21 protein-coding genes are annotated in these 20,172 nt (G+C 71.9%); 12 read left to right on the forward strand and 9 right to left on the reverse strand.

Going from position 1 to position 20,172, the window contains the following annotated elements:
• Positions 1-30 precede the first annotated feature (30 nt).
• Entirely contained in the window at positions 31-906 is an 876-nt protein-coding gene (locus tag AC5PYY_RS11365; protein ID WP_493896925.1) for a serine protein kinase RIO, read from the reverse strand.
• A gap of 184 nt (positions 907-1,090) precedes the next feature.
• Between AC5PYY_RS11365 and AC5PYY_RS11370 the strand changes: the two genes are divergently transcribed.
• Positions 1,091-1,411 (forward strand): putative quinol monooxygenase, encoded by a 321-nt coding sequence (locus AC5PYY_RS11370; RefSeq protein ID WP_493899366.1) that lies wholly within the window; start codon positions 1,091-1,093, stop codon positions 1,409-1,411.
• 24 nt (positions 1,412-1,435) lie between these two features.
• Here the strand turns inward: AC5PYY_RS11370 and AC5PYY_RS11375 are convergent, their stop codons facing one another.
• The 4 genes from AC5PYY_RS11375 to AC5PYY_RS11390 are packed head-to-tail and all read right to left on the reverse strand — an operon-like array spanning position 1,436 to position 6,241.
• Complete coding sequence (locus AC5PYY_RS11375; protein WP_493896926.1) at positions 1,436-3,073, reverse strand: Na+/H+ antiporter NhaC family protein; 1,638 nt, start codon at positions 3,071-3,073, stop codon at positions 1,436-1,438.
• Positions 3,074-3,133: 60 nt separating this feature from the next.
• Positions 3,134-4,639 (reverse strand): tripartite tricarboxylate transporter permease, encoded by a 1,506-nt coding sequence (locus AC5PYY_RS11380; RefSeq protein WP_493896927.1) that lies wholly within the window; start codon positions 4,637-4,639, stop codon positions 3,134-3,136.
• Between the two features lies 1 nt (position 4,640).
• Complete coding sequence (locus AC5PYY_RS11385) at positions 4,641-5,234, reverse strand: tripartite tricarboxylate transporter TctB family protein (RefSeq protein ID WP_493896928.1); 594 nt, start codon at positions 5,232-5,234, stop codon at positions 4,641-4,643.
• Positions 5,231-6,241 (reverse strand): tripartite tricarboxylate transporter substrate binding protein, encoded by a 1,011-nt coding sequence (locus tag AC5PYY_RS11390; protein ID WP_493896929.1) that lies wholly within the window; start codon positions 6,239-6,241, stop codon positions 5,231-5,233. The genes AC5PYY_RS11385 and AC5PYY_RS11390 overlap by 4 nt, the downstream gene beginning before the upstream one ends.
• A 100-nt stretch (positions 6,242-6,341) precedes the next feature.
• Here AC5PYY_RS11390 and AC5PYY_RS11395 point away from each other — a divergent pair, with 100 nt between their 5' ends.
• A complete protein-coding gene (locus AC5PYY_RS11395; protein WP_493896930.1) occupies positions 6,342-6,698 on the forward strand; it encodes a universal stress protein in 357 nt (118 codons plus the stop codon).
• A gap of 98 nt (positions 6,699-6,796) precedes the next feature.
• On the forward strand, positions 6,797-7,582 hold the full coding sequence (locus tag AC5PYY_RS11400; protein ID WP_493896931.1) for an inositol monophosphatase family protein: 786 nt from the start codon (positions 6,797-6,799) through the stop codon (positions 7,580-7,582).
• On the opposite strand, the gene AC5PYY_RS11405 is transcribed toward AC5PYY_RS11400, so the two are convergent.
• Positions 7,555-8,001 (reverse strand): DUF2304 domain-containing protein, encoded by a 447-nt coding sequence (locus tag AC5PYY_RS11405; RefSeq protein WP_493896932.1) that lies wholly within the window; start codon positions 7,999-8,001, stop codon positions 7,555-7,557. The genes AC5PYY_RS11400 and AC5PYY_RS11405 overlap by 28 nt on opposite strands.
• Before the next feature lie 60 nt (positions 8,002-8,061).
• Complete coding sequence (locus AC5PYY_RS11410) at positions 8,062-8,745, reverse strand: glycosyltransferase family 2 protein (RefSeq protein WP_493896933.1); 684 nt, start codon at positions 8,743-8,745, stop codon at positions 8,062-8,064.
• Between the two features lie 56 nt (positions 8,746-8,801).
• Between AC5PYY_RS11410 and AC5PYY_RS11415 the strand changes: the two genes are divergently transcribed.
• The 8 genes from AC5PYY_RS11415 to AC5PYY_RS11450 all read left to right on the forward strand — a co-directional run bounded on the left by AC5PYY_RS11415 (position 8,802) and on the right by AC5PYY_RS11450 (position 18,036).
• On the forward strand, positions 8,802-9,419 hold the full coding sequence (locus AC5PYY_RS11415; protein ID WP_493899367.1) for an acyltransferase: 618 nt from the start codon (positions 8,802-8,804) through the stop codon (positions 9,417-9,419).
• A 39-nt stretch (positions 9,420-9,458) separates the two neighbouring features.
• Positions 9,459-10,583, forward strand: a complete 1,125-nt coding sequence (locus AC5PYY_RS11420) for a DegT/DnrJ/EryC1/StrS family aminotransferase (protein WP_493896934.1) — start codon at positions 9,459-9,461, stop codon at positions 10,581-10,583.
• Entirely contained in the window at positions 10,583-11,578 is a 996-nt protein-coding gene (locus AC5PYY_RS11425; RefSeq protein ID WP_493896935.1) for a Gfo/Idh/MocA family protein, read from the forward strand. Before AC5PYY_RS11420 ends, AC5PYY_RS11425 begins: the two co-directional genes overlap by 1 nt.
• Before the next feature lie 168 nt (positions 11,579-11,746).
• Entirely contained in the window at positions 11,747-13,075 is a 1,329-nt protein-coding gene (locus AC5PYY_RS11430; protein ID WP_493896936.1) for a glycosyltransferase, read from the forward strand.
• Positions 13,072-13,575: a DnaJ family domain-containing protein gene (locus AC5PYY_RS11435; RefSeq protein WP_493896937.1), complete on the forward strand. Its 504-nt coding sequence runs from the start codon at positions 13,072-13,074 to the stop codon at positions 13,573-13,575. Before AC5PYY_RS11430 ends, AC5PYY_RS11435 begins: the two co-directional genes overlap by 4 nt.
• A gap of 56 nt (positions 13,576-13,631) precedes the next feature.
• Complete coding sequence (locus AC5PYY_RS11440; protein ID WP_493896938.1) at positions 13,632-15,437, forward strand: ABC transporter ATP-binding protein; 1,806 nt, start codon at positions 13,632-13,634, stop codon at positions 15,435-15,437.
• The gene (locus tag AC5PYY_RS11445; protein ID WP_493896939.1) at positions 15,434-16,888 is read left to right on the forward strand and encodes a glycosyltransferase; all 1,455 of its coding nucleotides are present in this window, start codon (positions 15,434-15,436) and stop codon (positions 16,886-16,888) included. Before AC5PYY_RS11440 ends, AC5PYY_RS11445 begins: the two co-directional genes overlap by 4 nt.
• Complete coding sequence (locus AC5PYY_RS11450) at positions 16,885-18,036, forward strand: glycosyltransferase family protein (RefSeq protein WP_493896940.1); 1,152 nt, start codon at positions 16,885-16,887, stop codon at positions 18,034-18,036. The genes AC5PYY_RS11445 and AC5PYY_RS11450 overlap by 4 nt, the downstream gene beginning before the upstream one ends.
• Positions 18,037-18,051: 15 nt before the next feature.
• On the opposite strand, the gene AC5PYY_RS11455 is transcribed toward AC5PYY_RS11450, so the two are convergent.
• A complete protein-coding gene (locus tag AC5PYY_RS11455) occupies positions 18,052-18,888 on the reverse strand; it encodes a helix-turn-helix domain-containing protein (protein WP_493896941.1) in 837 nt (278 codons plus the stop codon).
• Between the two features lie 168 nt (positions 18,889-19,056).
• Here AC5PYY_RS11455 and AC5PYY_RS11460 point away from each other — a divergent pair, with 168 nt between their 5' ends.
• The gene (locus tag AC5PYY_RS11460) at positions 19,057-19,617 is read left to right on the forward strand and encodes a cupin domain-containing protein (protein WP_493896942.1); all 561 of its coding nucleotides are present in this window, start codon (positions 19,057-19,059) and stop codon (positions 19,615-19,617) included.
• 62 nt (positions 19,618-19,679) lie between these two features.
• On the opposite strand, the gene AC5PYY_RS11465 is transcribed toward AC5PYY_RS11460, so the two are convergent.
• Positions 19,680-20,114, reverse strand: coding sequence for a DUF2000 family protein (locus AC5PYY_RS11465; protein ID WP_493896943.1), 435 nt, complete (start codon positions 20,112-20,114; stop codon positions 19,680-19,682).
• Between the last annotated feature and the right edge of the window lie 58 nt (positions 20,115-20,172).

Consider the following 20,172-nt stretch of genomic DNA (forward strand, 5'->3'; position numbering starts at 1 on the left):
GTTCTGTTTCGCGATGACATGTGCCCCAAATCAGAGCGCAGCCGCGACCGCCTCCGCGAAGAGCTTGTCACCGTCGGCGACGCCGGGGTCGAGGCCGCGGCCGACGAACCAGGTCGCAACGTTGGCGCAGTCGCGGTGCAGCAGGTCCGCCCCGCGCGGGTTGGCGACCACGTCCACCACCTGAGGAAGGTCGATGACGACGAGCACCTCCCCGTGCACGAGCAGGTTGTAGGCCGACAGGTCGCCGTGAGCCCACCCCAGGTCCGCCAGGCGCAGCACGGCCTCGCGGGTCTGTGCCCACAGGTGGCCCAGCAGCTCGGCGTCCGCGGGTGTCTGGGCCAGCCGGGGGGCGGCCACGCCGTCGTCGGTCCCGACGAAGTCCATGAGGATCTCGGTGCCGTCGAGGGAGACCGGGTAGGGCACGGGCACCCCGGCAGACCACGCGGTGCACAGCGTCTCCCACTCGGCGTGCGCCCAGCGGCCGCTGGCGACCTGTCGGCCCCAGGCGGTGCCCTTGGCCAGCGCGCGCTGGTCGCGCGAGCGGCGCACGCCGCGGCCCTCGGTATACGTCGTGCTGCGGTGGAAGGACCGGTGCTCGGGGTCGCGGTAGCGCTTGGCGGCGAGCAGGCAGCTACCCGCGGCGCCGGCCGTCGCGGCCGCGCGCTCGAGCAGGAAGACGTCGGCTTCCTTGCCGGTCTTGAGAACGCCGAGCTCGGTGTCGATCGCGCCCGAGTCCTGGATCACCCAGCCCGGCACCGGGTCGGGCCCGCGGCAGCCGGCCTCGACGTCCCAGTAGGTCGTCAGCCGTTGCTCGGGGGTGAGGTGGTCGGCCGCGTCGAGCGGCGTGTAGTCGAAGACGAAGAACGGGTCGATGTCACCCGTCGAGGGGGACGGTGATGCGTGCACTGGTGCTCCTGCAGGAAGAGATGGGGGTCGTGGGACCGGCAGCGGTCAACCTCATGACGCTCCCTCCTTCCTGCTCGGAGCGCGCCGGGCGCGCGCTCGTGCCATCAGGATGGTCCGCCGACGCGGGACGGGCAACGGGTTTTCCGGCTTGACCCGCACCGCCGCCGGCTGCAGCCTGGAGGGCATGTACCTCATCGTGGTCAAGTTTCCGGTCCGGCCCGAGTCTGTGGACCAGTGGCCGCAGATCGTCGCCGACTACACCCGCGGCGTGCGGGAGGAGGAGGGCAACCTCTTCTTCGAGTGGTCGCGCAGCCTGGAGGATCCGCACGAGTTCGTCCTCGTCGAGGGCTTCACCAACGAGGGAGCCGGGGCGCACGTCGAGAGCCCGCACTTCAGTGAGGGCATCGAGGCGATGCGCCAGCACCTCACCGCGACGCCGCAGATCATCTCCCGTCAGGTCGAGGGCGACGGCTGGGACTCCATGGGCGAGTTGCGGATCGACTGACGCGAGGTATGCCGTGGCGCCGGCTCAACTGAGCGAGCGCTCGGCCTGCTCCTCCTCGGGGATCTCGTCCTCGAGGCGGGTCAGGACCGTCTTGCCGAGGACGGCGACGACCACCAGCCCGACGAGCACCGCGAGCAGCCCCATGAGCGTGCTCGTCGTCAGCGCGAAGACGCAGTAGCCGAGCAGGGCCACGACCGCGCCGGAGATCGCGTAGGGCAGCTGCGTGGTGACGTGCGTGATGACGTTGCAGCTCGCCCCGGTGCTGGACAGGATCGTCGTGTCGCTGATGGGGGAGCAGTGGTCGCCCCACACCGCGCCGGCGAGCACCGCGCCGAAGGCGGCGAGCAGCAGCTCGTCACCGCCCTGCACGTTGATCATGATGTCGCCGGCGATCGGCAGCAGGATGCCGAAGGAGCCCCACGACGTGCCGGTCGAGAAGGCCATCGCCCCGGCCAGGACGAACATCACCGGGATGAGCCACTGCACGGGCATGTTGGCGCTCTCGACCAGCCCGCCGAGGTACTCGCCGGTGCCGAGCTCGCTGATGAGCGCGCCGAGGATCCAGGCCAGCACGAGGATGTAGACGGCCGGCAGCATCGACTGCACGCCGTCCCAGACGCCCTTGCCGAAGGTGGAGCCGGAGAACTTCGGGTCCGAGGTGGTGTAGCGGGTGTAGTAGTACAGCGCCGAGACCAGCCCCAGGACGGCGCCGTAGATGAGCGCCTCGGTGACGTCGGTGTTGGCCATGACGTCGAGGGCGCCGACCCCCTCGGCCGCGACGTAGTCCTCCGAGCCGGTGAAGCCGCGGTAGCCGGTCCACACGATGCCGCCGAGGACGCCGGCGACCAGCAGGAAGAACGGGATGACGAGCGCGCGCTTGTGGCCGGGCTCGTGGATCGGCAGGTCCTCGGCGATCTCGCCCGGGATCTCCTGGGTGGCGTCGTAGGTCTGGCCCTCGGTGATGGCGCGGCGCTCCTCGCCGCGCATCGGGCCGAAGTCCATCTGCAGGATGACCACGATCCACACCAGCAGGATCGCCGCGATGGCGTAGTAGTTCATCGCGGCGGCCCCGAGGAAGGCCCCGACGTCGCTGACGCTGAGGCTGGACATCGCCACGATCGGCGCCATGATGCCGATGATGCTGGCGCCCCAGCTGGAGAAGGGCACGAGGACGGCGACCGGCGCCGAGGTGGAGTCGATGAGGTAGGCGAGCTTGGCCCGGGCGACGTGGTGCCGGTCGGTGACCGGTCGGGCGACCTGGCCCACTGCGAGGGCGTTGAAGTAGTCGTCGATGAAGATCGCGATGCCGAGGGTGGCACCGAGGCCCTGCGCCCCCCGACGGGTCCGGATGCGCTGGATCGCCCAGTCGGAGAAGGCCTGGCTGCCTCCCGACATGAGGATGAGCGAGGCGATGATGCCCAGGGAGATCGTGAAGATCAGGATGTAGACGTAGTAGGTGTTGACCGCCCCGTCGGCCCAGAAGATGCCGGCGAAGGAGGTCCAGACCAGTCGGAGCGTCTCGAGCGGGTTGAAGTCGGCCACCAGCAGGGCGCTGGCGAGCACGCCGGCACCGAGGCTCAGCAGGACCTTCTTGGTCGCGATGACCAGGATGATCGCGACGACGGGTGGCAGGACGGTCAGGATCGGCAGGTTCTCAGCCATGGGTGCCTCCTCGGGGCTCAGGCTCGATCGTGTCAGCGTAGGCCAGGCTGCTCCGCCGTGTCAGACATCGGCGCGGCGGCGGTTGACCAACCGGGTGCGGATGGTGGCGATGACGACCACGGCGAGCACGCCGTAGAGCAGCCAGGTGATCCAGCTGCTCACGAGGACGCCGTAGTTGCCGTTGGACGAGAGCAGCGCCTCCCGCAAGGACCCCTCGGCGAGCGGACCGAGCACCATACCGATCATGAGTGGCGCGAGCGGCACGTCGTAGCGCCGCATGACGAAGCCGACCACGCCGATGAGCAGCAGCAGGTAGAGGTCGAACTGCGCGGCTGACAGGGCATAGACGCCCAGCCCGCAGAAGACGGTGATCCCGGCGTAGAGGTAGGGCGGTGGGATGAGCAGCAGCTTGGCCCACAGCTGGGCGAAGGGCAGGTTGATGACGAGCAGCACGACGAGCGCCACGAAGAAGCTCGCGAGCAGCGCCCACACCAGGTCCGGGGCGCGGTCGAAGAGGAGCGGGCCGGGTTGCAGACCGTACTGCCGGAAGGCGGCCAGCATGATGGCCGCGGTGGCCGAGACGGGGAGTCCGAGCGCGAGCAGGGCTCCCATCGCGGTGCCGGTCGTGGCGTTGCCCGCCGCCTCCGGCGCGGCCAGGCCACGGATCGCACCCTTGCCGAAGGTCGGCCGGGGACGGCGGCGGTCGATCCGGCGCTCGATGTCGTAGGCCATGAAGGTCGGCACCTCTGAGCCGCCGACCGGGATGATACCGAACGGCAGACCGATCGCGGTGCCGCGCGCCCACGCGGGGGCCGCCTCACGGAACTCGGCGCGCGAGAGCCAGGCCCGGCCGCTGGTCTTCATCGCGACCGTCTTGGGGTCGCGGCGCACCCGACTGGCGATGTGGAAGACCTCGCCGAGGGCGAGCACCGCCACCGTGACGGTCACCAGGGAGATGCCGTCGAAGAGCTGGGCCGCGCCGAGGGTCGAGCGCTCCACCGCCGAGATGCCGTCCATGCCGACCGTGGCGATGCCGAGCCCGATGACGAGTGAGGAAACCCCCTTGATGACGGAGTCCCCGACGATCGAGGAGGTCGCGACGAAGGCGAAGATCGCCAGCGCGAAGTACTCCGCGCTGCCGAACGAGGCGGCGAAGTCGGCGAGCACGGGCGCGACGAAGACGACGACCACGGCCGCGCAGAAGCCACCGATGAAGGCGCCGAGGGCCGCGGTGGCCAGAGCCTGCGGTGCCCGGCCGTCCTTGGCCATGCGGTGGCCCTCGAAGGTCGACGCTATCGCCGAGGCCTGCCCCGGCGTGTTCATGAGGATCGCCATGGTGGAGTCGCCGAAGAGCCCGCCGAAGTAGACCCCGGCGAACATGATGAAGGCCGCCGTGGGCTCCAGGGCGAAGGTCATCGGCAGCAGGAGGGCGACGGCCATGGAGGACCCGAGACCAGGCATGACGCCGACCGCGGTGCCGAGCAGGCAGCCGACGACGACCCAGAGGAGGTTCATGGGGGTAAGGGCTCCGGCGAAGCCCTCCATGAGCAGCGACAGGGACTCCATCTCAGAACACCCCGAGCACGCCGGCCGGCAGGTTGAGCCCGAGTCCCATGGCGAAGAGCAGGTAGATCACCGAGGAGACCACGAGCGCGAGGCTGGCGTCGAAGAGCGGCCGCCGCGAGCCGATCCCGCGGGCGACGCACCAGAAGAGCAGGGCGGCGGCGAGGATCCAGCCGAGCAGCTCGATGGTGAGGGCGAAGGCGAGGAAGCCGCCGATGCACCAGGCCACGGCCTGCCAGTCGGTGAAGGTGCGCCACTGCTGGTCGCCGGTCTCCTCCACCGGTTCGGGGTGGCGCAGGTAGTGCACGACGAGCAGCGCCGTGAGCAGGTATCCAGCCACGATGAGCAGGATCGGGAAGAACCGCGGGCCCGGGAAGTCGGTGCCCTCCGGGACGTCCATCGTGAGCACCCCGACGAGGAGGAAGGTCATGAAGGCGCCCAGCAGCGCGGGGAAGACGAGCCCGGAGCGACCGTGCCAGAAGCCACGGTCGGTGAGGTCGGTGTCGACGGCCGTCCGGTGCGGCGGCGGAGTCTCCTGCAGCCGAGGTTCGGTCTGGGTCTGCGGGCCGGTGTCCCGGCCCCGGTCCTGCCCGCTCATAGCCCCAGCTCCTCGACGAGTGCCTCGTTCCGTGCGATGTCCTGCTCGAGGAAGTCGAGCAGCTCCGGACCGGTGAGGAAGACGTCGGTCCACTTGTTGCGCTCCATCGCCTCCTGCCACTCCGGGCTCTGCGCCGTCTCGGTGACGATGGCCTCGAGCTCGGCGAACTGCTCGTCGGTGATGCCGGCCGGGGCGAGGAAGCCGCGCCAGTTGGTCATCGCGACGTCGTGGCCCTGCTCGACCAGGGTCGGCAGGTCGATGCCGTCGACCCGCTCCGGGGAGACGATGGCCAGCCCGCGCATCCGTCCCGCCTCGATCTGGTCGGCGAACTCGTTGTAGCCCGAGACGGCCGCCCGCGCGTCGCCGGAGGAGAGCACCTGGATGGCCTCGCCGCCGCCGGACTGCGGGAGGTAGGTGATCTCGGTCGGGTCGATGCCGACCTTGATCGCGAGGTCGGCGACGATGAGGTGGTCCAGTCCGCCCGCGGAGCCTCCGGTGAAGGGGAAGGCCGACGGGTCCTGCTCCCAGTCCGCGATGAGATCGTCGATCGTCTGGTAGGGCGAGTCCGCCGGCACGACGATGATGTCGTACTCCTCGCTGACCCGCGCCAGCGGTCGCATGTCGGTCATCTCGACGGGCGAGTCGTTGAGCGCGATGGCGCCGGCCATGACGGTTCCCGTGGTGAGCAGGTTGGTCGCCTGCCCCTCGAGCGTGGAGAACTTGCCGAGCCCGATGGTGCCGCCCGCACCCGGGATGTTGAGCACCGTGGCGTTGTTGACGATGCGGTTGGCCCGCATCGCCGCCTGCTGCTCCCGGGTGAAGGTGTCCCAGCCACCGCCCGCGCCGGCCGGGGCGATGAGGGTCAGGGTGGAGCGCAGGTCGTCGCTCTGCTCGCTCGACCGCGCCGAGACCGTCGTCGCCCAGCCGACCACCAGCACCGCGACCACGGCATACACCACCATCCCCCACCGTGGCCCGGACCTGCCCCTCCGTGCTGCCGTGTCCATCTCGCTCCTTCGCTGGTCAGCGCCTGCCGACTACTATCACTGACGTAGCGTCAACGCACAAGGAACCGACGCTTCTAGACCGATGAGGACGGGGGCCGCGATGACCGTGGTGCTGGCATGGACGACGACACCGGAAGGGCACGCGGCGCAGGAGACTGCGGTCGCCGAGGCGCGGCGACGCGGGCTGGGGCTGGTCGTGGTGCCCCTGGGTGAGGAGGCACCCGACGAGGCGGCGATCGAGGCGGCAGACCTCGAGGTCCGGGTCCACCAGCCCGATCGGCGCGACCGTGACGTCGTCGGCGACTTCCTCGACATCGCAGGTGAGGAGGACGCCTCGCTCATCGTCATCGGGGTCAAGCACCGCTCTGCGGTGGGCAAGCTGCTCCTCGGCTCGGCCGCCCAGCAGATCCTGCTCGAGGCGGCCGCCCCAGTCCTCGCGGTCAAGGCTCCCCGCTGACCCCTGCGCGCACCGGACGCACGTTCTGCACGCACCGGACGCACGTTCTGCACGCACCGCCCATCGCGCCGGGAGGGGCACGTGACAGGCTGGGTGCCGTGACTGGTGCTCTGGACACCCAGCAGATCCTGACCCTCCTGCAAGAGGTCGCCGCCGAGGTGATCACCCCGCGCTTCCGGGCGCTCGCCGACGACGAGATCGGCACCAAGTCCCACCCCGGTGACCTCGTCACCGTCGCCGACCGCGAGGCCGAGGTGATCATCACGCGGGAGCTGCGGACGGCATACCCCGACGCGGTGGTGCTGGGGGAGGAGGCCTTCGCCGACGACCCCTCCTCGATGGAGCGCTTCCGGGTCGCTGAGCACGCCTTCACCGTGGATCCGGTCGACGGGACCCGCAACTTCGTGCACGGATCGCCGGACCACGCCGTCATGGTGGCTGAGACGCGGGGCGGTGAGACCGTCCGCGCGTGGATCTGGCAGCCGCAGCACGAGCTGGCCTACGTCGCGGAGAAGGGCGCCGGCGCCACCCGCAACGGCGAGGGTATGCCGTCACTCACCGCCGGAGCAGACCCCTCCGGCTGGCGCCTGCGGTCCTCGGCGCCGCGCCGGGTGGGGGAGTCGGTGGCCGGGTCCCGGCCGATGGAGCTGTCCTGGCTGAGCTGCGGCATCGACTACCCCAAGCTCGCCGAGGGCGTCTGCGACGCGATCGTCTATCACGGTCGCCAGCCCTGGGACCACGTGCCGGGCGCGCTCATCGTCAGCGAGCTGGGCGGCGTCGTGGGATCGCCGGAGGGCGAGGCCTACGGTCCGCGCAGCACGCCGAGCGCGCTGCTGGCGGCGGCGACCCCGCAGGTCTACGAGGGGCTGCGACCGGCGCTCTGAGACGGACCACCGGCGCCGTCGCGAGGCGCCCCCGCGTGGCCCGGGTGATCATCGGCCTCCCCGGCCTCGTGCTCGGTGGTGTCGTGGACGGCGGCGCGCAGCGCCAGCTCGCGCGCGAGCGTGGTGACCTGCTGCTCCAGCTGCCGCATCCGGCGGTAGGAGGCGGCGACGTACCCGAGGAAGACCACGGTCAGGCCGTAGAGCAGCAGGTCCGCGCCGCGCCCCACCCCGAGCAGCTGGGCGACCTGGGTGAGCAGCCGTGGAAAGAGGATCGCCATCGCGGCGAGCACGACGAAGGCGACGAGCAGCAGCCGGCGCACCGCCTGGTGCCGGACCCCGGCGGTCGACCGGGTGAGCATCGCGGTGACCACGACCACGCTGGCCAGGAGCACCACCTTGATCACAGGTTGGTCGAGCACGTCGGCTCCTCTCGGGCGGCGGGGCGGGCCTGGGTCATCGGCATCGTCATCGCGCCAGCCTCACTTGAGGATGGTGTCGACGAGGATGTTGACCGAGTTCATGAGCGACTGGCCCTTGGCGCGGCTGTAGTCGGTGTAGAGCACGTGCACCGGGTGCTCGGCCCAGGGGAGCTTCGTGCGCCCCAGCTGCAGCACGATCTCGGTGGCGTGCGCCATGCGGTTCTGCCGCAGGTTTAGCAGCGACGCGGCGTCGCGCCGGATCACCCGGAGCCCGTTGTGCGCATCGGTGAGCTTCAGCCCGGTCTGCTGGTTGGTCAGCCAGACCGCCGCCTTCAGCACGAGCTTCTTGAGCAGGCCCGGTCGGGTGCGCTTGTCGAGGAAGCGCGAGCCGAAGACGATCGCCAGGTCCTCGTCCTTGGCCCGCTGCACCATCTCGGCGGCGTCGGCCGGTCGGTGCTGTCCGTCGGCGTCGAAGGTGACGAGGTATGCCGCGTCCGTCGCGTCGAGGACGTAGCGCATCCCGGTCTGCAGCGCGGCCCCCTGCCCGAGGTTGAACGGGTGCTGCACGACGACCGCGCCGGCCGCCCGCGCGCGCTCCGCCGAGGCGTCGCTGGACGCGTCGTCGACACAGACGACGTGCGGGAAGAGCTCGCCCGCCTCGGCGAGCACCTCCTCGATGACACTCGCCTCGTCGAAGAGGGGGATCACCAACCAGGCATCCTCCTGCACGGGCGCTAGAGTCATGCCTGCATTGTCCCTCACCGACCTGCCTGGGAGCTGGCATCACCACCTCGACACGCATCGTGGACAGCGCCGACGTCGCGGACAGCGCGACCATCGGCGACGGGAGCTCGGTCTGGCACCTCGCCCAGGTGCGCGAGGACGCCGTGCTCGGGACGGGCTGCGTCGTCGGCCGCGGCGCCTACATCGGCACCGGCGTGCGGCTCGGTGACGCGTGCAAGGTGCAGAACTACGCCCTCGTCTACGAGCCCGCGCGCCTCGGGCACGGGGTCTTCATCGGGCCGGCCGTGGTGCTGACCAACGACACCTTCCCGCGGGCCGTCAACCCCGACGGCTCGGCCAAGTCGGCCAGCGACTGGGAGGCCGTCGGCGTCACGATCGAGGACGGTGCCGCGATCGGGGCCCGTGCCGTCTGCATCGCCCCGGTGACCATCGGTGCCTGGGCGACGGTCGCGGCGGGGGCGGTCGTGGCGCACGACGTGCCCGCCCACGCCCTCGTCGTGGGGGTCCCGGCGCGGCAGGTGGGCTGGGTCGGCCACGCCGGCCGACCGCTGGAGGCGACCGGCACCCACGGCGAGTGGCGCTGCCCGCAGGAGGGCACGACATACCGTGAGCAGGACGGCACCCTGACCCTGGTGGAGGGCGAGGGTGCCACAGACCCCGCCACGTCCCCGTGACCACCCCTGACCCCACCCCGCAGACCCCTGAGGAGACCGATGAGTGAGCAGCCCATGATCCCCGCCGCCAAGCCGATCATCGGCGAGGACGAGCGGGCCGCCGTCGACCGGGTGCTGCGGTCGGGGATGGTCGCGCAGGGGCCGGAGGTGGCGGCCTTCGAGGGGGAGTTCGGCACGCAGCTGGTGGGTGGGCGGACCTGCGTCGCGGTCAACTCCGGCACCTCCGGGCTGCACCTGGGGCTGCTCGCGTGTGGCATCGGGCACGGCGACGAGGTGATCGTGCCGAGCTTCACCTTCGCCGCGACGGCGAACGCGGTCGCCCTGACGGGGGCGACGCCGGTCTTCGCCGACATCAGCCCGGACACCTTCAACCTCGACCCGGAGTCGGTCCGGGAGGCGCTGACGGAGCGGACCACCGCGGTGATGCCGGTGCACCTCTACGGTCACCCGGCGGACATGGACGCGCTGCGGGCGCTGACGGCCGAGCACGGCATCCAGCTCTTCGAGGACGCCGCGCAGGCGCACGGCGCGACCTACCACGGCAAACCGGTCGGGCGCTTCGGCTCGTTCGCGATGTTCAGCCTCTACCCGACCAAGAACATGACCTCGGGCGAGGGCGGCATGGTCGCGTGCGCCGACGACGAGATCGCCCGCGGGGTGCGGCTGCTGCGCAACCAGGGCATGGAGAAGCAGTACGCCAACGAGGTGATCGGCCTCAACAACCGGATGACCGATATCCACGCGGCGATCGGGCGGGTCCAGCTGACCAAGGTCGGTGCCTGGACCCAGGCCCGGCAGGAGAACGCCGCGACGCTGGACGAGGCGTTGGGCGGGATCGACGGCGTGGTGGTGCCTCCGGTGCGCGAGGGTTGCACGCACGTCTACCACCAGTACACGATCCGGCTCGCCGGGGCCACGGCGCAGGAGCGCGACCAGGTGGTCACCGCGCTGCGCGAGGAGCACCGGGTGGGCTGCGGGGTCTACTACCCCACGCCGAACCACGAGCTGGTGTCGCTGTCGCGCTTCGCGCCCGACCATGAGCTGCCCGAGACCGCGCGGGCGGCGGCCGAGGTCGTCAGCCTGCCGGTGCACCCCTCGCTGACCCAGGCCGACCTGGAGCGGGTTTCGGACGCGGTGGACGCCGTCGTGGGAGCGGGGGCGTGATGGAAGACGGCACGACGATCCGCATGGGGCTCATCGGGCTGGGCTCGATGGGGCGACACCACGCGCGGGTGATCCGTGAGGTCGAGGGGATGGACCTGGTCGCGGTGGCCGATCCCTACGGCGACAAGCACGGGGTGGCCGGCCCGCTGGCGGTGCTGCCCGATGTCGAGGCGCTCATCGGCGAGGGGATCGACGCCGCGATGGTGGCGGTGCCGACCTATCTGCACGAGGAGGTCGCGCTGGCGCTGGCCGAGGCCGGTGTCCACACGATGGTGGAGAAGCCGATCGCCGCGACCGCGGAGTCGGGGGAGCGCGTGGCCCGCACCTTCGAGGAGGCCGGGCTGGTCGGAGCGGTGGGTTATGTCGAGCGGTGCAACCCGGCGCTGCGGGAGATGCGGCGGCGGATCGAGGCCGGTGAGCTGGGCGAGGTCTACCAGATCACGACGTCCAGGCAGGGCCCGTTCCCCGCGCGGATCGCCGACGTCGGCGTGGTCAAGGACCTCGCGACGCACGACATCGACCTCACGGCGTGGATCGCGCAGTCGCCCTACGTCAGCGTCGCCGGCCAGGTGACGCACCGGTCCGGTCGCGAGCACGAGGACATGGTGGTGGCGACCGGTCAGCTCGAGAGCGGCATCATCGTGTCGCACATCGTCAACTGGCTCTCACCCCGCAAGGTGCGCGAGACAGTCGCCACGGGGGAGAACGGGTCGTTCGTCGCCAACACCCTCTCCGGCGACCTGACCTTCGTCGCCAACGGCGACGTGCGCAGCGAGTGGGACGGCGTCTCGGTCTTCCGGGGCGTCTCCGAGGGTGACTCGACGCGGTATGCCATCGCTCGCCGGGAGCCGCTGCGGGTGGAGCAGGAAGGCTTCCGGGACGCCCTCTGGGGTCGCGACTCCGACATCGTGTCGATGGCCGACGGGGTGCACACCCTCAAGGTCGTGGAAGCGGTGCTGGAGTCCGCCGCGACCGACCGCACCATCACTCTGTGACCACCCCACCCCTCATCCCACCGGGCGTCGCGCATGGTTGCTCCAGACCCGACCGGGCGTCGCGAATGGTTGCCCGACGCGCCTTTCCGGACAGAGGATTCTGGGGCCCGTTCCCCAGAAGCCTCTGTCCACTTCCTGTGGCCCCCGGCGACTGTGAGTGGTTGAACCGTGCGTGAGCGCAAGCCCCTCGTCGTCCTGGCGTCGCGGATCTACGCCCCCGAGGCGGCGGCTGCGACCTTCCGGCTGTCGGCGTTGGTCCGCGCCCTCACCGATCGCGCCCGGGTCCGCGTCCTGACCACGACGCCGCCCCCGGCTCTGCGCCCACCACGGTCGAGGCTCGGTGGGGTCCAGGCCAACCATGCGCGACGCTCGGTGGGGGGTGAGGCCAACCATGCGCGACGCTCGGTGGGGGGTGAGGGCCAGCAGGAGGAGGGGCGCGCCAGCGCGGCAAGGGTGGAGGTGTCGCGGTGGCCGGTGCTGCGCGACGCGACCGGGTATGTCCGTGGCTACCTGCCCTACCTCTCCTTCGACCTGCCGCTCGCCCTCCGGCTGCTCACCGGTCCACGCCCCGACGTGGTCGTCGTGGAGCCGCCGCCGACCACGGGCGCGGTGACCCGGGTCGCGCTCGCGCTCCGAGGCGGGATCCACGGGCGAGGGATCCCCTACGTCTACTACGCAGCCGACGTGTGGTCCGACGCGACGGCCTCGATGGGTGCACCTGCGCCCGTGGTCGGGCTGATGCGTGCGGTGGAGCGCTTCGCGCTGCGCGGGGCGGCGCACGTCGTCGCGGTGAGCGACGGGGTCGCCGAGCGCGTGCGGGCCCTGGCCGAGCCCGGGGCACCGGTGACGGTCGTGCCCAACGGGATCGACACCGACGTCTTCACCCCGGACGGCGAGGTCCACGCGGAGGCGCCCGGCACGCCATACCTCGTGTATGCCGGGACCGCCTCGGAGTGGCAGGGCGCCGAGGTCTTCGCCGAGGCGATGCGCGCGGTGGTGCGGAAGGTGCCGCACGCCCGGCTGGTGTTCCTCGGTCAGGGATCGTCCTGGCCGGCGTTGCAGCGCATCGCGGGCGAACTGCCCGTGGGGGCGATCGAGCTGCGCCCCCTGGTGCCGCCGGAAGAGGCTGCGGCGTGGCAGCGCGGCGCCGCGGCGGCGTTGGTGAGCGTCCGCCCGGGAGTGGGATACGACTTCGCCTATCCGACGAAGGTGGTCGCGGCGCTGGCGTGCGGGGCGCCCGTGGTCTTCGCCGGGCCGGGCCCGGCCGCGGCGGACGTGCGCGGCCACGGGCTCGGGGCGGCGGTGGAGCACGAGCCAGGGGCCGTGGCCGCAGCGATGGTGGCCGCCCTGCGCGCCTCGCCGGACGAGCAGGAGCGCGCCCGTCGGGTCGCGTGGGTCCGGGAGCACCGGAGCCTCGCGGCGACCGGCGAGGGCGCGGCGGCCGTGGTCCTCGAGGCGTGGGAGGGTGAAGGGGCGCCGAGGAAGGACCGACCATGAGCAGATGGGGCAAGGAAGGCGAGCGTCCGGGTGCGCCGGAGGCGCAGGACCAGCTGGCCGACCAGGGGGTGACGAAGCGGCGCCCGTCGGCGGCGACCACCGCCCGCGCGGTCCAGAACTGGGTCGACCAGACGATCGACCAGGCGCAGCGGCAGGGTGCCTTCGACGACCTCCCGGGAGCGGGCAAGCCGCTGCGCGACGTCGACACCCGCACCGATCCGGACTGGTGGGTCAAGAGCCTGATCCAGCGGGAGCAGCTCGATCTCTCGGGCGCGATGCCCGGCGTGATGCAGCTGCGCCGCGAGAAGGCGGCCTATCCGAAGGCGCTCTTCGCCCTTCCGGACGAGGCCGCCGTCCGGGCCGTGGTGGAGGACTTCAATGCGCGGGTGCTCGCCGACCGCCGACGTCCGCACGCCGGGCCGACGTCGCCGCCGGTGGTGGGACGGCTCGACGTCGAGCAGATGGTGCAGGCGTGGCGGGAGGCCCGCGACGCCTCCTGAGGGTCCTCGGGGCGGTGCCACGGTGACCGCCCAGGTCACGGCTACGCTGGGCGGCGATGCTCGCTCTGTGGCGCACCGTCCGCCAGCTCCTGACGGTCCTGCCCCCCGGCACCAGCCGTTTCATCATCGGCTTCGCGGTGCTGCAGAGCCTGCTCGCCGTCCTCGACGTCGCGGCCCTCGGCCTGCTCGCGATCGTGCTCACCCCCATGCTCACCCAGCGCAGCGCGGCGCTGCCCGTGCTGGGCATCGAGCTGTCCGAGCCGGTCGAGTTCGGGATCGTGCTGCTCGTCGTCGGCGGGCTCATCAGCACCAAGTCGGTCTTTGCGATCCTGCTGCAGTGGTGGGCGACGCGGCGCTTCGCGCGCTTCGAGCAGGCGCTGGGGGCGCAGTTGCTCGAGACCACCTTTCGTGCACCGTGGGCCGAGCGGCTGCGCCGCAACTCCACCGACCTGGTCCGCTCCACCGACGTCGGGGTCGGGGCGACGGTGGCCGGGGTCATCATCCCGTTCTGCCAGCTCTCGGGTGAGGTCTTCACCTTCCTCGCCGTGCTCGTGGTGCTCCTCGTGGCCCAGCCGGTGCTCGCGACGGCCACGATCCTCTACTTCGGCCTCGTGGCCTTCGCGCTCTACCGCGTCGTGCTGCGGCGGGCGGTGCAGGCCGGCAAGGACAACCGCAACTACTCCGCCCGCGCGGTGCGCCTCGTGACCGAGATGGTGCACTCGCTCAAGGAGGTCACGCTCCGGGACAAGTCGCAGGAGGTCGCCACCGTCGTGCTCCGGGCCCGGCGCCGCGCCTCGCAGGCGCGAGCCAACCAGACCTTCCTCGGTGCCGTCCCGCGCTACGTCCTCGAGGCAGCGCTCATCGGCGGTCTGGTGCTGGGCGGCGCGATCGGGTGGCTGCAGGACGGGGTGCCCGGCGCGTTCACCGCGATCGCGCTCTTCGGGGTGGCCGGCTTCCGGCTCGTGCCCTCGCTCACCCGCTTCCAGACGATCATGGGGCAGACGGCTGCCAACATCCCGTTCGCGACCCAGGTTTTGGAGGAGATCGACCGTGGCCGCCGGTATGCCGAGGCGGATCGGACGGGAGGCAACGCGCCGCTGCCGGACGACGCGCGCACGTTGCGCCTGGACGGCGTGACGTTCAGCTATCCGGACGCCGCGGAGGCGGCCGTGCGCGATGTCTCCCTCACCCTGCGGTTCGGCGAGACCCTCGCGCTCGTCGGGGCGTCCGGCTCGGGCAAGTCGACCCTCGTCGACCTCGTCCTCGGCCTGCTGCAGCCGGACTCGGGACAGATCCTCGTCGACGAGCAGCCGCTGCCGGACGTCCTCAAGGCCTGGCGGTCCCGCGTGGGCTACGTGCCGCAGGACGTCGCGCTCTTCGACGCCTCGGTCGCGCGCAACGTCGCGCTCTCCTGGGACGATGACGGCATCGACGAGGACCGCGTCCGCCGCGCCCTGGAGCGGGCGCAGCTGCTGGAGGTCGTCGAGGCCCGGCCCGACGGCATCCACGCGCCCGTGGGGGAGCGCGGGCTGGCCCTGTCCGGGGGTCAGCGGCAGCGGCTCGGGGTCGCGCGCGCCCTCTACACCGACCCGCTCGTGCTCGTCATGGACGAGGCCACCTCGGCGCTCGACACCTCCACCGAGCGGGCGGTGACCTCGGCCATCCGCGAGCTGCACGGCCAGGTGTCCGTCATCGTCGTAGCGCACCGGCTGGCGACCATCCGGCACAGCGAACAGGTTTGCTTCATGGACCGCGGCGAGCTGGTCGCCACCGGCACCTTCGACGAGGTCGTCGCGCAGGCTCCCGACTTCGCCGTGCAGGCGGCGCTCGCCGGCCTCGCGGACGAGAGGAAGGACTCATGAGCCCCCAAGGACCCCGTCTGCCATCGGTCGAGGGCCGGGCTCCGCGCGTCGCACTGCTCGTCTACAACGACGCCCACGCCGACTCCCGCGTCATCAAGACCGCCGAGAGCCTGCGGGCTGCCGGTGCGCAGGTCCGGATCTTCCCCGTCGCGCGGGCCGGGTATCCCGAGGGCCCGGGGGTTGTGGGCGACGGGATCGCGGTATGCCGTGCCCGCGAGTTCGCGCTCGCGCGCCAGGCCCCCTGGCTGCTCGATCTGGCGCGCCGGGTGACCGGTCGTCAGCCACCCGCGGCGGTGCCTCAGCCACCCGAGGCACTGCCGCAGGCGCCAGGGACGCCCGCGCCCACCGACCACGCACCCGACGACCACGCACCCGCCGCCTCGGCCCCCGCGGCGGGCGAGCGGCATACCCCCGCCGCCCCTGGCGCCGCGCCGTCGGAGCCGCCGCAGCCGCCGCTGCCCGAGCCCCTCTTCGACCTCTGGCTGCGCACGTGGCGGACCGCCAGCCTCGGACTCTACTGGTGGGACGCCGCCCGCGACGCGATCGACTTCGACCCCGACGTGGTGCACGCCAACGACGGCAACACCCTCGCCCCCTCCTGGTGGATCACGCAGCGCACCGGGGCGCGCCTCGTCTACGACGCCCACGAGCTGTGGCGGCACCGCAACGTGCGCCAGGACCGGCCGGTCGCGCCGCACGTCGAGGCCCTGATCGAGTCGACGGTCATCCGACAGGCGGCCGGTGTCATCACGGTCAGCCCGTCGATCGTCACCTGGCTGCAGAAGGCCTACGGCCTGCCGGAGGCGCCCACCCTGGTGCGCAACGTGCCGCGACCGGCCGTGGGCAAGGCACCGGGCCGCGAGCAGGGCCGGCTGCGCGCGCTGGCCGGGCTCGGCCCGGAGCAGCAGGTCATCGCCTACGGCGGCCGGATCACCACCTCCCGCGGCATCGAGGAGACGCTGGAGGCGATGACCCACCTGAGCGCCCAGGTGCACCTGGTGCTCCTGGGCTACGGCGAGGCGGGCTATCTCGCCGGGCTGCGCCGCCGGATCACCGACCTCGGGCTCGACGCTCGGGTGCACTTCGTGGGAGCGGTCGCCCCGCACGAGGTCTCGACGGCGCTGGCCGACGCGGATGTCTCGGTCGTCTACGTCCGCCCCATCTGCCTCAGCTACCGCTACAGCCTGCCCAACAAGCTCTTCGAGTCGATCCACGCCGGGATCCCGGTGGTCGCCGCGGACCTGCCCGACACGGCGGCGCTGGTCCGCGAGCTCGGCGTCGGCGAGATCTTCGCGGCCCAGAGCCCCCTCGACCTGGCGATGACGATCGAGCAGGTGCTCGCCGACCCGGCACCGTACGCCGCGGCCGCGCGGCGCGTCGCGGACGGGCTGACCTGGGAGGGGGAGGAGCAACGGCTCCTCGAGCTCTACGCGCGGGTGCTGCGCGGGTGAGCGGCCCTCGCGACCCGCGTCCCCGGCTGCTCGTCATGGCCTGGAGCCCGCTGCGATCCGACGCGCGGGTCCTGCGCCAGATCCGACTCTTCGCCGACCGCTACGCCGTGACGACGATCGGCTACGGCGAGACGCCAGACGGCGTCGTGGAGCACCTGCGCCTGCCCGACCACGTCGTCCACTGGCACAAGGACCGCCGGCTCCTCGCGTTGCGGCGGTTCGAGACGGCATACCGCACCGCGCCGGTGACCGTCGCGGCGGCGGAGCTGCTCGCGGACCAGCGGCCCTTCGACGTCGTGCTGGCCAACGACGCCGACACGCTGCCGCTCGCGCTCGACCTGGCTCCCTACGGCGGGGTGCACCTGGACCTGCACGAGTACGCCTCCCGGCAGAGCGAGGAGTCGTGGCGGTGGCGGGTCTTCGTCGCGCCCTACTACCGCTGGCTGCTGCGTAGGTATGGGCGCGAGGCCGACTCGGTGAGCACGGTCGGGCGCTGGCTGGCGCGGGAGTACCGTCGCGAGTTCGGCCTCACCTGTGCGGTGGTGCCCAACGCCGCACCGTATGCCGATCGCGCACCGACGCCGGTCGGCTCGCCGCTGCGGCTGGTGCACTCGGGTCTCGCCCGTCGGGGCCGGAGCCTGCACGTCATGGTCGACGCCGTGCGCGCGTGCGAGCGCGACGTCAGCCTCGACCTCTACCTCATGCCCAACGACCCGGCCTACCTGGAGCAGCTCCGGTCCTCGTGCGCGGATCTGCCGCAGATCCGCTTCCACGAGCCGGTGCCGCCCGAGCAGCTGGGCGACGTGCTCGCAGCGGCTGACCTGGGAATCTTCGTGCTGCCGCCGGTCAACTTCAACTACAGGTTCACCCTCCCCAACAAGTTCTTCGACTTCGTGCAGGCCCGGCTCGGGATCGTTGTCGGGCCGAGCCCGGAGATGGCCGACCTGGTGCGACACCATCACCTGGGCATCGTGCTCGACGACTTCACGGCCGCGGCGCTGGCAGTGGCGCTGGACGCCCTGACCGACGAGCAGGTCGCGGGCTACAAGGCCGCCTCGGACGCCGCGGCTCGCGAGCTCTCGGCGCAGGTGCAGGTGCGCGGCTGGGTGCGTGCCGTCGACACCCTCTCCGCCCGGGTGGGCGGCTGACCCCACGGCGGGTCCTCAGTGCGGGGGGCTCGGTGCGGGGGCAGCGTTCAGGGGATCCAGCGTGGCGGAGGTCGTCAGGAGCAGGGAGGTGGCGGCGGCCCGTGAGGAGACGCCCAGGGTGGCGTAGATGCTCATGAGGTGGGTGCGGACGGTCCCCTCGGAGATGCCCAGGGAGCGGCCGATGGCGCGGTTGGTGCAGCCCTGGGCCGCCAGCTCGAGGACGGCGCGCTGCCGGGGGGTCAGGGCGGCCACACCGGTTCCGTGCTGCAGGTCACGGACCGACTCGGCGCGGTGGAAGGCCATGAGCAGGTGGGGGCGCAGCAGCTCGACCAGGAGGCGGTCGTCGTCGTCGAAGTCCGGTCCGTCGTGCCGCACGCACAGCAGGCGTAGGGTGCGGCCGGGCGACCCGCGGCCCCAGACCGTCATCATCTCGAACTCGGGAGGAGGGCCGTCCTGGCTCTCGACCCACATGCGGTAGAAGGGCGTCTCGTGCCACTGGCGGCGCGAGTAGCGGTCCGAGCCGAGGTACACCCCCGACAGGTCGCCGGTGCGGTCCGGCAGGGAGCAGTCACTCTGCCAGTACTGCTCCCAGAAGGCCAGCTCTGCCGGGTCGTCGGGGTCGACGGCCACCTCCTCGTCACTGCTCTCGTGGTCGACCTCCTGCAGGAAGTGGTGCCGCCGACGCGCGCTGTCGACGTCGTTGAACCCCACCGCGTCACACTGCAGCACGCGCCGCACCCCCTCCAGGAGTCCGAACGGCAGGCCAGCTCCCGGCCCGTCCTGCTGCAGCACCTCGTGCAGCTGCCACAGCTCGTCGAGCGTCCGCACCCTGCGCGTGACGGGGGCCGACATGGGCTCCTCCTCGCTTCGCTGCCCACCTATTCTGCCAGCCCCTGAGTCGGCGCACCAGGGTTCGAGGACTACGACGAACGTCGTATACCGCCGCCGCCCAGGTCCCGGCAGCGTGGTGGTGGTCAGCGCGGGACCCGACAGCGGGACCCGACCGAGAGAGGAAAGACCATGTTCACGACCACCACCCGACACACAGCCCTGGCCGCCGGCGCGGCGGTCGCCATCGTCGGCGCGCTGCTGGCCCCCACGGGCGCCGCCGCCGACGACGCCACCGCCGACGACCCACCGGCACCCCAGGTCAGCGTCCTGTCCCGACACGCGGACTTCCCCGACGACATCACGATGTCGATCAGGCGTTCGCTGGACGGAGGGCCGACCCAGGTGCTCAACCTGCGCGACCCCGGCCACGTCGTGGTCGCCCGGGTCGAGCTGGCCCCTGGGGCCGCCTTCCCGTGGCACACCCACCCCGGCCCGGTCGTCATCTCGGTGGCGGAGGGCGAGCTAGTCTACCAGCAGAGCACCGACTGCCGGAAGCGCACCTACGGCCAGCAGACGGCGCTCGTCGACCCGGGCGACATCGTCCACACGGCCTGGAACGACGGGGACGTGCCGACGGTCCTCTACGCCACCTTCTACGACGTGCCGGCCGACGGCGCCCCGACCATCCCGGCGGACCGCCAGGACGGTTGGTGCGAGGGTCAGGTCGTAGCGGGACGCAAGGCGCTCTGATCGACGGACGGACGGGCGGAGGGCACGCGTCGGGGCGGCGACGCCTCGCGTGTGCCACCCGGTCAGGGGTGCAGCCGGGCGCCCTTCAACACCTTGTCGACACCGTTCTTCGGGCCGTGCACCGCCAACCCCACCAGATCCAGGTCGGCGCCGCCCACCGCCTCGACCACGGCGCGGTTGGCGGCGTCGTGGCCGGTGCTGAACATGTCGGCGGTGTAGACCGCCACCGGCAGTCCACGGTTGAGCGCCCGCTCGCGGGCCGACCGCAGGGTCTCGGCGGAGGCCTCGAAGACCAGCACCGGCATACCGAGGATCGGCAGGTAGGCCTGCCCGTCCGCGTCGGCGTACGGCTGGCCGACGAGCTCGGGGAGGTCCGCGGCGATGCCCGAGGAGAGGAAGGCGGTGACGTTGAGCCGCTGCCAGGTGGCGAGGTCGTCGCGCACGGCGACGGCGATCTTGGTGGCGAAGGGCGGCGTGAGCAGGTCGTCGTCGGTCATGCACCCAGCGTGCTGCCGAGCGGCCGGACCGTCTTGTACGTCCTTGATCCCGGCTCGG

This window comes from Serinicoccus sp. JS2-9 (genome assembly GCF_059025165.1).